Annotated in this window: 11 protein-coding genes; 3 read left to right on the top strand and 8 right to left on the bottom strand. The window is 61.5% G+C overall.

Features of this window, described 5'->3' with window-relative positions; all coding sequences use genetic code 11:
* Positions 1 to 45: 45 nt before the first annotated feature.
* The 3 genes from AC07V8_RS09385 to AC07V8_RS09395 all read right to left on the bottom strand — a co-directional run bounded on the left by AC07V8_RS09385 (position 46) and on the right by AC07V8_RS09395 (position 2,181).
* Positions 46 to 876 carry a spermine/spermidine synthase domain-containing protein gene (locus AC07V8_RS09385; RefSeq protein ID WP_494678077.1) on the bottom strand — a complete coding sequence of 277 codons (831 nt, stop codon included), beginning with the start codon at positions 874 to 876 and terminating at the stop codon, positions 46 to 48.
* Positions 839 to 1,192, bottom strand: a complete 354-nt coding sequence (locus AC07V8_RS09390; protein ID WP_494678076.1) for a YkgJ family cysteine cluster protein — start codon at positions 1,190 to 1,192, stop codon at positions 839 to 841. The genes AC07V8_RS09385 and AC07V8_RS09390 overlap by 38 nt, the downstream gene beginning before the upstream one ends.
* A 230-nt stretch (positions 1,193 to 1,422) precedes the next feature.
* Complete coding sequence (locus AC07V8_RS09395) at positions 1,423 to 2,181, bottom strand: 3-oxoacyl-ACP reductase family protein (protein ID WP_494678075.1); 759 nt, start codon at positions 2,179 to 2,181, stop codon at positions 1,423 to 1,425.
* A 129-nt stretch (positions 2,182 to 2,310) separates the two neighbouring features.
* Here AC07V8_RS09395 and AC07V8_RS09400 point away from each other — a divergent pair, with 129 nt between their 5' ends.
* Complete coding sequence (locus AC07V8_RS09400; RefSeq protein ID WP_494678074.1) at positions 2,311 to 3,234, top strand: LysR family transcriptional regulator; 924 nt, start codon at positions 2,311 to 2,313, stop codon at positions 3,232 to 3,234.
* A 77-nt stretch (positions 3,235 to 3,311) separates the two neighbouring features.
* Here the strand turns inward: AC07V8_RS09400 and AC07V8_RS09405 are convergent, their stop codons facing one another.
* From AC07V8_RS09405 to AC07V8_RS09420, 4 genes are all read right to left on the bottom strand, one after another.
* Entirely contained in the window at positions 3,312 to 4,673 is a 1,362-nt protein-coding gene (locus tag AC07V8_RS09405; protein ID WP_494678073.1) for an 8-oxoguanine deaminase, read from the bottom strand.
* 25 nt (positions 4,674 to 4,698) lie between these two features.
* Positions 4,699 to 6,459: an allantoate amidohydrolase gene (locus tag AC07V8_RS09410; protein ID WP_494678072.1), complete on the bottom strand. Its 1,761-nt coding sequence runs from the start codon at positions 6,457 to 6,459 to the stop codon at positions 4,699 to 4,701.
* Between the two features lie 141 nt (positions 6,460 to 6,600).
* A complete protein-coding gene (locus tag AC07V8_RS09415) occupies positions 6,601 to 7,995 on the bottom strand; it encodes a nucleobase:cation symporter-2 family protein (protein WP_494678071.1) in 1,395 nt (464 codons plus the stop codon).
* A gap of 245 nt (positions 7,996 to 8,240) precedes the next feature.
* Positions 8,241 to 9,179, bottom strand: coding sequence for a LysR substrate-binding domain-containing protein (locus tag AC07V8_RS09420; protein WP_098493805.1), 939 nt, complete (start codon positions 9,177 to 9,179; stop codon positions 8,241 to 8,243).
* Between the two features lie 409 nt (positions 9,180 to 9,588).
* Here AC07V8_RS09420 and AC07V8_RS09425 point away from each other — a divergent pair, with 409 nt between their 5' ends.
* Positions 9,589 to 10,851, top strand: a complete 1,263-nt coding sequence (locus AC07V8_RS09425) for a urate hydroxylase PuuD (protein ID WP_494678070.1) — start codon at positions 9,589 to 9,591, stop codon at positions 10,849 to 10,851.
* A gap of 97 nt (positions 10,852 to 10,948) precedes the next feature.
* Positions 10,949 to 12,577, top strand: a complete 1,629-nt coding sequence (locus AC07V8_RS09430; RefSeq protein WP_494678069.1) for an HAL/PAL/TAL family ammonia-lyase — start codon at positions 10,949 to 10,951, stop codon at positions 12,575 to 12,577.
* Positions 12,578 to 12,693: 116 nt separating this feature from the next.
* On the opposite strand, the gene AC07V8_RS09435 is transcribed toward AC07V8_RS09430, so the two are convergent.
* A complete protein-coding gene (locus tag AC07V8_RS09435; protein WP_211443326.1) occupies positions 12,694 to 12,876 on the bottom strand; it encodes a 4-oxalocrotonate tautomerase in 183 nt (60 codons plus the stop codon).
* Positions 12,877 to 12,899: the final 23 nt, after the last annotated feature.

Here is a 12,899-nt window from a genome sequence, read left to right on the forward strand (position 1 = left end):
CCCATGCGTAAGCGTCGGGGATATTTTTTATGCTGTGTGCAGCATTTAAACCGGCTCTTCTTCAGGCTGGTCTCTGACGAGCTGGAACGATGGCACCAGCTCCGACAGCTGCAATCCAAACTGCGCATCCAGTTTTTTTGCCCGCCTATGTATCATCGTCCTGAACAACGGCGTGACGCTGCCTTTGATAAAGAAAGCAATGCAGTTATGGCTGTCGCTGGTGCGGCACCACCAGATGCGCCAGTCGGATGCCGCCAGCGCCTGGCCGATCGCTTGCACCAGGAAATCCGGGCGGTCCCATAGATTCGACACCAGGATGCCGCCGGCGGCAAGGTTGCGCAGGCAGGCGGCATAGAAGCCGCTGGTGCTGAGCGCCTCGGCGGGGCCGTCGGCGGAAAAGCCGTCCAGCATGATGATGTCGGCGATGTTTCCCTGCTGTGCCTGCATGTAGGCTGCGGCGTCGGCGTGGATCACCTGGAAGCGCTGGTCGTCGGCCGGGATCATGAAATGGTCGCGCAAGGCGATCACTTCCGCACTCAGTTCGAGCACGGTGATGCGGGCGTCAGGGAAATGGCGATAGCAGTATTTGGCTAGCGAGCCGCCGCCCAGGCCGACCAGCAGGATGTGCCTGGGCGCCGGATGAAACAGCAGGAAGCCCATCATGGCCCGGGTATAGCTCAGCAGCAGCTTGTGCGGCTCGGCAATCGACATCGCGCTTTGCACGTACTTGTGGTCAAAATGCAGCGTGCGCATGTCGCCGTGGTCGAACACAAAGGGCTGTCCGCCGCTTTGCTCGAGCAATAGTTCGAAGGAAGAGGGTACGGTCATGATGTGAAAATCAAACCAGAACGTGGCGCGTTTGCGCGAAATAATCATAGATCCGCTCTTCTATCAGCGGATCGATCATGACTGCCGGACCCTTGCCGTTGGGACAGGCCAGCCTTGGCGTGGTGCCGAACAGCCGGCAGACTAGCGGACGTTCGTCATACACCTGGCAACCGTCGGCGCCCAGGTGCGGGCAGCTCAGCGCCGCCAGCGCCGCATCCTGCTCCTGCGCGCTCTTGCGCGGCAGCCTGGCCATCTCTTCGCTGGAAGCCAGCACCGGGCCGCAGCAGTCATGGCAGCCCGGCACGCAGGTAAACGCAGGGATGCGCTGCCTGAAGAACTTGATGATGTGTACATTGCTTTTCATTACAACGTGCTACTCCTGTAATGATCGTGAGTTGTCTGGCGATACGGATTTCGGCTGCTGAGGCACAAGCTTACCATTGGCGGACGGCGGTCGCAGCTTTGTCGATGAGGAAGGCGGGGCGATGTTGAGGGCCGGCAAGCGGCCGGCGAGCGTCTGTTGCGCGGCTTGGGCAAAGGCTGCTGCCATCGTGCAGCAGCCTTTGCATTCATCAGCTTGAGGATGGCGGCCTGTCAGGCTGCGAATCCGCCATCGATGGTGAGGCTGGCGCCGGTGATGTAGGCCGCTTCCGGGCTGGCCAGGTAGGCGACGAAGCCGGCAATTTCCTCGTCCGTGCCATAGCGGCCGATCGGCATCATGGCCTTCAGGCTAGTGGCGAATTCGCTGTTGGCGGGGTTCATGTCAGTGTCGACCGGGCCCGGCTGCACGTTGTTGATGGTGATGCCGCGCGGGCCGAGGTCGCGCGCCAGGCCGCGGGTCAGGCCGACCAGCGCCGACTTGCTCATGGCGTAGGGACCGCCGCCGGCAAACGGCATGCGCTCGGCGTTGGTGCTGCCGATGTTGATGATGCGGCCGCCTTCGCCCATGTGGCGCGCGGCTTCCTGGCTGGCGATGAAGACGCTGCGCACATTGATCGCCAGCGTGCGGTCGAAATCCTCCAGGCTGAACTCGGCCAGCGGCGCAATCGCCAGCACGCCGGCGTTGTTGACCAGGATATCCAGCCGGCCGAAAGTGCTGACCGTCTTGGCGATGGCGGCCTTGATCTGCCCGGCATCGGCGCTGTCGGCCTGGATCGCCAGCGCCCGGCCGCCGGCTGCTTCGATATGCTTGACCACTTGCGCGGCTTTTTCCGGCGAGCTGACATAGCTGAAGGCGACCGCCGCGCCGTTCTTGGCCAGGCGTTTGGCGATGGCGGCGCCGATGCCGCGCGAGCCGCCCTGGATGAAGGCGACTTGGTTGTCCAGAACGGCGTTTGCTTGATGGTTCGTCATGATCTTGCTCCTGTAGGTTGGGCTGCCGGCTGAAGTGGCAGGCAGCGGGTTGACAGGCACAGTATCGGACGATCATTATGTTGTTACTAGTCGTTAATTAGCATAATCAATTAATACCAAAGGTTTAAAATGGAAACCATGACCGGCATGCAATGCTTCGTCCGCAGCGCCGAAGCCGGCAGCTTTTCCGAGGCGGCGCGGCGGCTCGGCATGACTTCCGCGGCGGTCGGCAAGAACGTCGCCAGGCTGGAAGCGGGGCTGGGCGTGCGGCTGTTCCAGCGCAGTACGCGCAGCCTGACGCTGACCGAGGCGGGCGAAAGTTTCCTGCACGAGGTCAAGGACAGCCTGCTGACGCTCCAGGCCGCGGTCGAGAACCTGGCCAGCGCCGGCGGCCAGCCGGCCGGCATGCTCAAGGTCAGCATGGGCACCGGCTTCGGCCGCGCCTATATGGTGCCGCTGCTGGCGCCTTTCCTGGCGAAGTATCCCGGCATTTCGCCCGACTGGCATTTCGATAACCGCCAGGTCGATCTGATTGCGCAAGGTTTCGACGCCGCCCTCGGCGGCGGCTTCGAACTGCCGCCCGGCGTGGTGGCGCGCGTGCTGGCGCCGGCACACCGGGTGCTGGTGGCGGCGCCGGATTACTTCAACGACAGGAAGGCGCCGGCGACGCCTGCCGAGCTGGATGCCTTCGACGGCATTTTCATCCGTTCGCCGCAAACCGGACGGGTGCGCCCCTGGCCGCTGCGCAACCGCGCCAACCAGCAAGCGCCGGTGACGCTGCGTACGCGCATGACCATGAGCGACCCGGAAGCGGCCTGCGAAAGCGCGCAGATGGGACTGGGCATCGCCCTGGTCAGCATGCCGAACGCCTTGCCCTTCCTGCGCAGGAAAAGCCTGGTGCGGGTGCTGCCGGACTGGTATGTCGACGGCGGCACTTTATCGCTCTACTTCGCCGCGCAAAAACTGCTGCCGGCCAAGACCCGGGCGTTCGTCGATTATGTGGTGGAGCATTTCCGCCAGGAGCGCCTGGCGGAACAGTTTTCAGCGATTTGAAAAACGCATGCTGTAAAAGAAAATGGCCACGGATTGCGCCGTGGCCATGGTCCTTACTTACTGTTGGCAAATGCTGATCAGCGCGCCGCTTCCGCCAGCGATAAAGCCAGCTTGTTATGCCGTTCCAGCACATTGCCGAGGTCGACCGTGGTGAACTGGCCGTTGCGCACCACCACGCGGCCGTTGATGATGCTGTAGGCGACATCGGCCGGGGTGCAGAACACCAGCGCCGCCACCGGATCGTGCCAGCCGCCGGCAAAGCCGACCTTGTTCAAATCGAACAGCACCAGGTCGGCCGACATGCCCGGTTTCAAGGCGCCGATGTCGTCGCGGTTGAGGACCTTGGCGCCGCCCAGCGTCGCCAGTTCCAGCGCCTGCCGCGCGGTCATGGCGTCGGGGCCGAAGCCGACCCGCTGCAGCAGCATCGCTTGCCGCACTTCGCCCAGCATGTGGGCGCCGTCGTTCGAAGCCGAACCGTCGACGCCGATGCCGACCGCGACGCCGGCGTCGACCATCTTGCGGATCGGCGCGATGCCGGAGGCCAGCCGCATGTTGGAGCAGGGGCAGTGGGCGATGCCGGTGCCGGTGCGCGCGAACAGGTAGATGCCGTCGTCGTCCAGCTGCACGCAGTGCGCATGCCAGACGTCGTGCCCGACCCAGCCGCAATCTTCCGCGTACTCGGCCGGCGTCATGTTGAACTTCTCGCGGCTGTAAGCGATGTCGTTGACGTTTTCCGCCAGGTGGGTATGCAGGGAAACGCCGTGATGGCGCGCCAGCACAGCCGATTCGCGCATCAGGTCGCGCGATACCGAAAACGGCGAGCAGGGCGCTACCACGATGCGCTGCATCGCGTGGCGGCTGCTGTCGTGATAGGTTTCGATCAGGCGCTGGGTATCTTGCAGGATGGCCTTTTCATCTTCCACCACGCGGTCCGGCGGCAAGCCGCCTTTCGACTGGCCGACGCTCATCGAGCCGCGCGCGGCGTGGAAGCGCATGCCGATCTGCTGTGCGGCCTCGATGCTGTGATCGAGCTTGCAGCCGTTCGGATAGATGTACAGGTGGTCGCTGCTGGTGGTGCAGCCGGACATGATCAGCTCCGCCATCGCGGTCAGGGTCGAGACCTGGATCATCTCCGGCGTCAGGTTGGCCCAGATCGGATACAGGTTGGTCAGCCAGTTGAACAGCTCGCCGTTCTGCGCCGCCGGAATCACGCGCGTCAGGCTCTGGTACATATGGTGATGGGTGTTCACCAGGCCCGGAATGACGACGTGATTGCCGGCGTCGATGACTTCGTCGGCAGTCTGCGGCAGGTCGGCGCTGGCGCCTACCTGTTCGATCGCGTTGTCGCGGATGAAGACGGCGCCGCCGGCGATTTCACGGCGCGCATCGTCCATGGTGACGACGACGCGCGCATTTTTTATTAATAGAGTTTTAGACATGAACAATGGACCAAAATACGCTGGTTCAAGATTTTGGCGTAAAGCGGCGTAGGAAATCCAGCAAGATTTGCGCCGATACTTCGGCATCGTCCGCAGTCATTGTTTCCAATGGATTGTGGCTGATGCCCCCGTTGCCGCAACGCGTGAAAAGCATGGCGACGTCAGTAATTTTAGCGATGGTCATGGCGTCATGACCGGCGCCGGAAGCGAGTCTGAAGGGCTGCACGCCGGCCCGTTCGGTAGCGGCGGACAACTGGTCCATCAGCCACGAAGCACAAGGTGCCGCCGGGGCCGACACCATCTTCTCGACATTGGCTTCAACACAGCGACGGGCGCAGACTGCCTCGATATGGCGCAGCACGTCTTCCACCGCGGCGTCGCGGATGCCGTCGTCGGCGGCGCGGATATCCAGCGAGAAGATGCAGGCGCCGGGAATCACATTGGTGGAGCCGTTAGGCACCTGCAGCTGGCCGACGGTGCCGACCAGCGAGGCTTGCTGGTCCTGCGCGCAGCGTTGTTCCACATACAGCAGGATTTCAGCGGCGGCAGCAGCGGCGTCCTTGCGCATCGCCATCGGCGTGGTGCCGGAATGGCTGGCGACGCCTTTCAGCTGCACCATGTAGCGGCAGCTGCCGGCGATCGAAGTGACGATGCCGACCGGCAGGTCGCGATGCAGCAGCACCGGGCCTTGTTCGATATGCACTTCGACATAGCCCAGCAGATCCGCCGGATTGCGCGCGATGGCAGGAATCGCAGCAGGGTCGTGGCCGGCCTGCAGCAGGGCGTCGCGCATGCTGACGCCGTCGCGGTCGAGATTGTTCAGCAGCTCCAGGTTGAACTGGCCGATGATGGCATTGCTGCCCAGGAAAGTGCTCTTGAAGCGCACGCCTTCCTCTTCCGAGAAGGCGACGATTTCAAAATGGAAGGGCAGCTTTTCACCGCGTTCATGCAGATGCTTGACGATGGCGATCGGCAGCAGGATGCCTTCGCGGCCATCGTACTTGCCGCCGTTGCGCACGGTGTCGTAGTGGGAACCGGTCATCAGCGTCTTCGCTGCCGGATTGTCCGACAAATAGCGGCCGACCACGTTGCCGACCGCGTCGATCTCGGCCTGCATGCCGGCCTCGCGCATCCAGCCCGCGATCTGGGCGGCGGTGCGGCGATGGCTGTCGGTCATGTAGGCGCAGGTGAGGCCGTTGTCGTCGTCGCTCCAGGCGCCGATCTGTTCTGCCCAGTGCATGATGGTCTTGCCCAGCTCCGGCGTGTAGCCGAGCAGGTCGTTGGTGCGCATTTCGGCGATGCGGCCGATCTGGCGCAAAGCTTCTCCCAGTTCATCGTCGAACTGGTTTTTCAGGCGGCGGCTGAAGGTGGCGATGATGGCCTGGCGCGATAGACCCTGGCCGTCGGCGCCCTTGACCGCCAGGATGAAGGGAAAGCCGAATTTCTGGTTGTAATCGGCATTCAGCTTTTGCAGCGTGGCGAATTCTTCTGCCGTGCACAGGTTGAGGCCGGCCTTGGCCTGTTCGCCGGTCGACTCGGCCGTCAGTTCGCCGGCGATGGCTGCCTTGCCGGCCAGCTCCGGGTGGGCACGGATCAGGCCCAGCTGCTCGTCGCGCGTGGCGCTGCTGACGGCAGCCTGCATCGCCTGCTTGAGCGCCGTGATGTTGGCGAACGGCCGCTGGGCCGCGGCGCGCTGCGGGATCCACGGCGAATGTTCGTAGATGCCGTGCAGCGTCGTCACGAAAGCCTGCGCCTCGGCGCTGTTCAATTGTTCTAGTGTTGTCATTTGTATCATCGGCGGGCCGGCCCGCTTTGTCCTCAGTTAAATCGCTCTGTTGCTGCTACGGATGGGAATTACATTACTTCAAAACCGCTTTCATCGCAGCCCGGCCCGGTTTGCCCAGGCCCGGGCTGCGCATCTTTCTATTTAATGATCTGAGCTTTGCGCCGCCGCCAATGCATGCGCCCGGCTATCGTCGCTGGAGCCTTTGCCGTTGAAGAACAGGTTCAGCAAGACCGCCATGCTGGAAGCGAGCAGGATGCCGCTATGCAAAATGGTCGACAGGAACACCGGCATCTTGTCGAAGAAGGTCGGCGCCACGATAGGGATCATGCCGGCGCCGAAACTGACGGCGACGATGAACAGGTTGTTGCGGTTGTGCTGGAAATCCACGCCCGACAGGATCTTGATGCCGGTCGCCGCCACCATGCCGAACATGACGATGCCGGCACCGCCCAGCACGAATTGCGGGATGGATGCGGCCACATGCGCCATTTTCGGGAACAGGCCGAACAGCATCAGGATCACGCCGGCGGCGGCGCAAACGTAGCGGCTGCGCACGCCGGTGACGCCGACCAGGCCGACGTTCTGCGAGAACGAGGTATAGGGGAAGGTGTTGAAGATGCCGCCGATCACGCTGCCCAGGCCGTCGACGCGCAAGCCGCGCGCCAGGGTCTTGTCGTCGATTTTCTTGCCGACGATTTCACCCAGTGCAATGAACATCCCGGTCGATTCGATCATGGTCACGATCATCACCAGGCACATGCTGACGATCGAACCGAGGTCGAATTTCGGCCAGCCGTAGTGAAACGGACGGATGAAGGAAAACCATTCCGCATCGCCCAGGCCGTAGAAGCTGATCTTGCCCATCGCCATGGCGATGACGAAACCGATGATCATGCCGCTCAGCACCGAGATGTTGGCGATGAAGCCCTTGACGTATTTGGTGATCAGCAAGATCGAAATCAGCACCACCAGCGCGATGCCGAGGCTGGTCGGCGAACCGTAGTCGGGATTGGGGATTTTGGTGAAGACGCCGTCGACCAGGGTGCCGATCACCGGCTGGCCGCCCGCCGCCCAGTTGATGCCGACACCCATCAGCGAAATGCCGATGACGCTGATCACGGTGCCGGTCACGACCGGCGGGAAGAAGCGCATCAGGCGGCTCATGTAGGGCGCCGCAAAGACGCAGAAGATGCCGGACACGATCACCGCGCCATAGATGTGGACGATGGTCAGTTGCGGATTGCCGGCCATCGCCACCATCGGGCCGACGGCGGCGAAGGTGACGCCCATCATGACCGGCATCTTGATGCCGAACTTCCAGAAGCCAAGGCTCTGGATCAGGGTCACCAGGCCGCAGCAGAACAGGTCGGCGCTGATCAGGAATGCAATGTCGCTTTTTGCCAGGTTGAGCGCGCCGCCAATGATCAGCGGCACGGCAATGGCGCCGGCGTACATCACCAGCACGTGCTGCATGCCGAGTGCTGCGAGCTTACCTACGGGAAGTCTTTCATCTACCGGATCTGTGCTGCTGGTCATCGTGTGTCTCCTAAGTACTATTTATAGTTAGTGCTTGCGGCGACATCAATCCGGCGTTTGGAAAATCCTGCCCGCCCGGCCTGCTGCGCCACAGCCTTCACAAGTCACCTGAAGCTGGAACAGGGCTCGTGCTGTCCGATACTACTTTGCCCAGCCCCTCACGATATATAGCTTGCCTGATAGTTGATTTAGGTATTTGGATATATGGTTGAAACTCGTTGTGATAGAGAAATTGTGTTGCGTTTTTACTTTGCCAGCATGGACTTGGCGGCAATGCCGATCTGCTCGCGCAGCCATTTGTGCTCGGTAGCCTGGTGCACTCTTTCATGCCACAGTTGGTAAAAACGCATGGGCGGAAACTTGATCGGCAGGGTGAAACTTTTCAGCGACAGCGTCTTTTCATAGAAGCGGGCGAACTGGCGGCCGGTGGTCAGCACCAGGTCGGTCTGCGCCACCATGTAGGGCAGCATGCCGAAGTAGGCCGATTCCACCACCACGTTGCGGTTCAGGTTCTGGCTGTCGAGGAAGGAATCGATGATGCCGTGGTAGCCGGGCAACACCTGCCACGGCGCCACGTGCGGCAGCGACAGGTAGTCTTCCACTGTCATCTGGTCCGGCCCGGTGCGCTTGGCGTAGGCGCTGTCGGCCCGCATCAGGCAGACGATGGGGTCGTCGAACAGCTTGGACAGGTGCAGATGGGCCGGCGGTTCGTCCCAGTTGGCGATCACCAGGTCGAGGTCGCCGTCGGACAGCAGCCTGACGTAGTCGGTTTCCGGCCCCAGGGCGTGGATCACGATGCGGCTCTTGGGCGATTCGCGCCGCAGGCGCGCCACCACTTCCAGGAAGAACGGCGTATTCATGTAATCCGGCGCCGCGATATGGAAAGTGCGCGCCTCGGCCTGGGGCACGAAAGCGGTCTTTTGCACGAACAGGCGTTCGGTCTCTTCGAGGATACGCTTGGCCGGCTTCAGCAGGCTTTCGCCGTGCTGGGTCGGCACCATGCCGCGCGCGCCGCGCACCAGCAGCGGATCGCCGGTGAGTTCGCGCAGCTTGCGCAGCGAGGCCGAGATCGACGGCTGCGGCTGGTTGAGTTTCAGCGCTACCCGCGAGACGTTCTTCTCGCACAGCAGCAGATACAGGATGCGTATCAGGTGGATATCCAGGTGATCCGGAAGCTTGGCCATGTTGTCTCCTACAATTTATATTTATTGATTTATTGGTTTAGTATTTATACGTCCTGTCGCAGTTCATTTTGTTATATGGATATACGTATGTCAAATATATCTGAATATCCATGTTTTAAAACCCCGTAGCGTTTATCTTGCGTGAATCTGGCGCGCTTTTTACATTAAGCGCAGGCAGGGGAAGATGAAGGATGGGCAGGCAGGTATCTTGCTTATCCGCTCATGTTGGCCGTAGCGGAGCTGGGTTGTTAAAAAAAGTTCGCGGCCGTGTTGAGGCAAATATTTCGGTTTTTATTTGAAGCGAGAACAAGGCGAAGCAACGCAGTTATCGGTTCAAATATAAAGCGAAATAACCTCTTTCGTTTGCAGAGCCCGCGGTGGCAGACGAGTAATAATCGTTGGGGAAGACATGGATGCATTGTTAGTTTCATACGGAGTCGAATGGCTCAATCTGCTGGTTCGCTGGCTGCACCTGATCACGGGTATCGCCTGGATCGGCGCATCCTTTTATTTCGTCTGGCTCGACAATTCGATCCGGCCGCCGAAGCCTGGTTCCGACCTGGCCAAGAAGGGGGTCTCCGGCGAGTTGTGGGCGGTCCACGGCGGCGGCTTCTACAATCCGCAAAAATACCTGGTGGCGCCGGCGGAACTGCCGGACGACCTGCACTGGTTCAAATGGGAAGCTTACGCCACCTGGCTGTCGGGCTTCGCCATGCTGTTCATCGTCTATTACTTCAATGCTTCGGCCATGATGATCAACAAGGATGTGGCTGATCTGAATACCTGGCAAGCGATCGGCGTCGGCCTCGGCACGCTGGTGGTCGGCTGGACCGTCTACGACGTGCTGTGCCGTTCGCCGCTGGGCAAACGCGAAGGCCTGCTCGGCATCGTCATGTATGTGTTCATCGTTGCTGCAGCCTTTGTGCTGACGCATCTGCTGAGCGGCCGCGCTGCGTATATCCATGTCGGCGCCATGATCGGCACCATGATGGTGGGTAACGTGCTGATGGTGATCATTCCGGGGCAACGCAAGCTGGTGGAAGCGATGCGCGTCGGCAAATCGCCGGATCCGATCTACGGCAAGAAAGCCAAGCAGCGCAGCGTGCACAACAACTATTTCACGCTGCCGGTGCTGTTCATCATGATCAGCAACCACTACGGCATGACTTACAACCATCCATACAGCTGGCTGATCCTCGCGGCGATTATTGCAGCCGGCGCGTTGATCCGTCACTTCTTCAACCTGCGTCATGCCGGCCGCGTTTCGCTCGGTTATCCGATTGCCGGCGTTGCCTTGCTGTTGGCAGTGGCGATTGCGATTGCACCGAAGCCGGTCCAGCCGGTGGCGCCGGTTACCAAGGCAGACGTTGCCGCAGCTGCCGGCGGCGCCACTCCGGCAGCCGCTGCCGCGCCGACCGCCGATATGGCGCATATCCAGGAAATCATCGGCCAGCGTTGCGCCACCTGCCACTCGGCGCAGCCGACCCAGCCGGGCTTTGCTACCGCTCCGGCCGGCGTGATGCTGCAGACGGCGGACCAGATCCGGCAACACGCGGACAAGGTCTATCAGCAGGCGGTGCAGCTGAAGGCCATGCCGCTGGCCAACCTGACGCATATCACCGACGAAGAGCGCGCCCTGATCGGCACTTGGTATACCTCCGGCGCCAAGTAAGTCCGGCGCTGCCGTCCTGACAGCCGGAAGCCGGTTGAGCTGCCATGCTCGATCGGCTTCCGCGCTTGACCTCATTTAAGAAATCTTTGGAGTTCCCATGTCTCAAACCATCACCATCGACGGCTTCAACCTGAGCGCCCAGCAAGTGATCGACGTCGCCCGCGCACCACACCTGCCGGTGACCCTGGCCGATTCCTCGCGCGCTGCGCTAAAGGAAAGCCGCGACTACATCGAGTCGACCTGGATGCACGACGAAGCGCCGATGATGTACAGCTTCAACACCGGCGTCGGCCTGCTGAAAGACACCCGCATCAAGGTGGAGCACATCGAACTGTTCCAGACCCAGCTGATCAAGGCCCACTGCGCCGGCCTGGGCGAGCCGTTTTCGGAAGAAGTCAGCCGCGCCACCATGCTGTTGCGCGCCAACGCCTTCGCCAGCAATTACTCGGCGCCGCGCGTGGAAGTAGTCGACCGCCTGCTGGCTTTCCTGAATGCCGGCATCCATCCGATCATGCCGCAAAAAGGGTCGGTCGGCGCCTCCGGCGACCTCGCGCCGTTGTCCTATCTGGCGGCGGCGATCGCCGGTTTCGACGAAGCCGAAGTGATGTACCAGGGCCAGCGCATGAGCGCGCCAGAGGCGATCATCAAGGCCGGCGTCGGCGAGGTCAAATTCGACCTTAAAGCCAAGGATGCATCGGCTCTGATCAACGGCTGCACCGCCTCGCTGGCGGTCGCCGTGCTGGTGGCGCACGATGCGCGCAACCTGCTGAGCGATGCCTGCCTGTCGCTGGGCCTGACGCTGGAAGCCATGCGCGCCGAAATGGCCGCCTTCGACCACCGCATCCAGCAAGCCCGTCCGCACGCCGGCCAGATCAAGACCGCCGCCATCATCCGCAAGCTGCTGTCCGGTTCCACCCGCACCACGCACGAGGCGCGTTCGGTGCAGTTTCCGGAAGAATCGCGCCGCACCGATATCCCTTACAGCTCACGGATCCAGGACGTCTACTCGCTGCGCTGCTCGCCGCAGGTCTATGGGCCGGTGTTCGATGCGCTGGACTACATCGACAACATCGTCGACAAGGAAATCAACTCCGCCACCGACAATCCGCTGATCTTTGACAAAGAAGGCGGCGGCTTCGAGATCATCTCCGGCGGCAATTTCCACGGCCAGTACCTGGCGCAGGCGATGGACTTGCTGGCGATCGCGATTGCCGATCTGGGCAGCATCTGCGAACGCCGCATCGCCCGCCTGATCGATCCGACCCTGTCGTGGGGCTTGCCACGCAACCTGATGAGCGGCGTGCGCGGCGTCAATACCGGCTATCCGGTGGTGCAATGTTCGATGAGCTCGCTGGTGATGGAAAACCGCACCCTGTGCATGCCGGGCAGCGTCGACAGCATCCCGGCCAAGGGCAACAGCGAAGACCACGTCTCGAACTCGACCTGGTGCGCGCGCAAGGCCGCCACCGTGGTGACCAACACGCAGTACATCATCGGCGTCGAAATGCTGCTGGCGGCGCAGGCGCTGACCATGACGGAAGACCTGCTGCCGGGCTTTGTGCTGGGCACAGGCACGCAAGCGGCCTATCAGGAAATCCGCCGCCAGATTCCGGCTTGCCTGGACGGCGACCGCTGGTTCCACAACGATATCGCAGTGGCGCAATCGTTCGTGGTCAGCGGTTCGGTGCGCAATGCGGTGGTTGAGAAGATCGGTGCATTCGCCTGATCGGGATAAGGCAGAGCAGGGCAGGGCGGTCAGCTGATCGCCTCCTGCCTGGTCAAAAAAAATGGAGCCACGATCAAGCGGCTCCATTTTTTACGCCTGCGATAGTGATCGGGCGTTCATTCCGACCACAGCTTGCCGGCGGTGGCCCAGTTTTCGCGTTTGACTTCCTGGATGATGATGTCCACCGATTCAGGCCCGCAGTCCAGGGTCTTGCAAGTCACTTCGGTGATGGCTTGGACGAAAGCGCGCTTTTGTTCGGCGCTGCGGCCTTCGAAAATTTGCACGTTGAAAGTCGGCATGAAAAATCCTTTCTATAAAATGA

The organism is Collimonas sp. GW821-FHT02H07 (genome assembly GCF_059421505.1).

What these genes read in the sequence shown, in the direction of transcription:
- AC07V8_RS09385 (WP_494678077.1), bottom strand. Translation starts at nt 876, where the DNA reads ATGATTATTTCGCGCAAACGCGCCACGTTCTGGTTTGATTTTCACATC.
- AC07V8_RS09390 (WP_494678076.1), bottom strand. Translation starts at nt 1,192, where the DNA reads ATGAAAAGCAATGTACACATCATCAAGTTCTTCAGGCAGCGCATCCCT.
- AC07V8_RS09395 (WP_494678075.1), bottom strand. Translation starts at nt 2,181, where the DNA reads ATGACGAACCATCAAGCAAACGCCGTTCTGGACAACCAAGTCGCCTTC.
- AC07V8_RS09400 (WP_494678074.1), top strand. Translation starts at nt 2,311, where the DNA reads ATGGAAACCATGACCGGCATGCAATGCTTCGTCCGCAGCGCCGAAGCC.
- AC07V8_RS09405 (WP_494678073.1), bottom strand. Translation starts at nt 4,673, where the DNA reads ATGTCTAAAACTCTATTAATAAAAAATGCGCGCGTCGTCGTCACCATG.
- AC07V8_RS09410 (WP_494678072.1), bottom strand. Translation starts at nt 6,459, where the DNA reads ATGACAACACTAGAACAATTGAACAGCGCCGAGGCGCAGGCTTTCGTG.
- AC07V8_RS09415 (WP_494678071.1), bottom strand. Translation starts at nt 7,995, where the DNA reads ATGACCAGCAGCACAGATCCGGTAGATGAAAGACTTCCCGTAGGTAAG.
- AC07V8_RS09420 (WP_098493805.1), bottom strand. Translation starts at nt 9,179, where the DNA reads ATGGCCAAGCTTCCGGATCACCTGGATATCCACCTGATACGCATCCTG.
- AC07V8_RS09425 (WP_494678070.1), top strand. Translation starts at nt 9,589, where the DNA reads ATGGATGCATTGTTAGTTTCATACGGAGTCGAATGGCTCAATCTGCTG.
- AC07V8_RS09430 (WP_494678069.1), top strand. Translation starts at nt 10,949, where the DNA reads ATGTCTCAAACCATCACCATCGACGGCTTCAACCTGAGCGCCCAGCAA.
- AC07V8_RS09435 (WP_211443326.1), bottom strand. Translation starts at nt 12,876, where the DNA reads ATGCCGACTTTCAACGTGCAAATTTTCGAAGGCCGCAGCGCCGAACAA.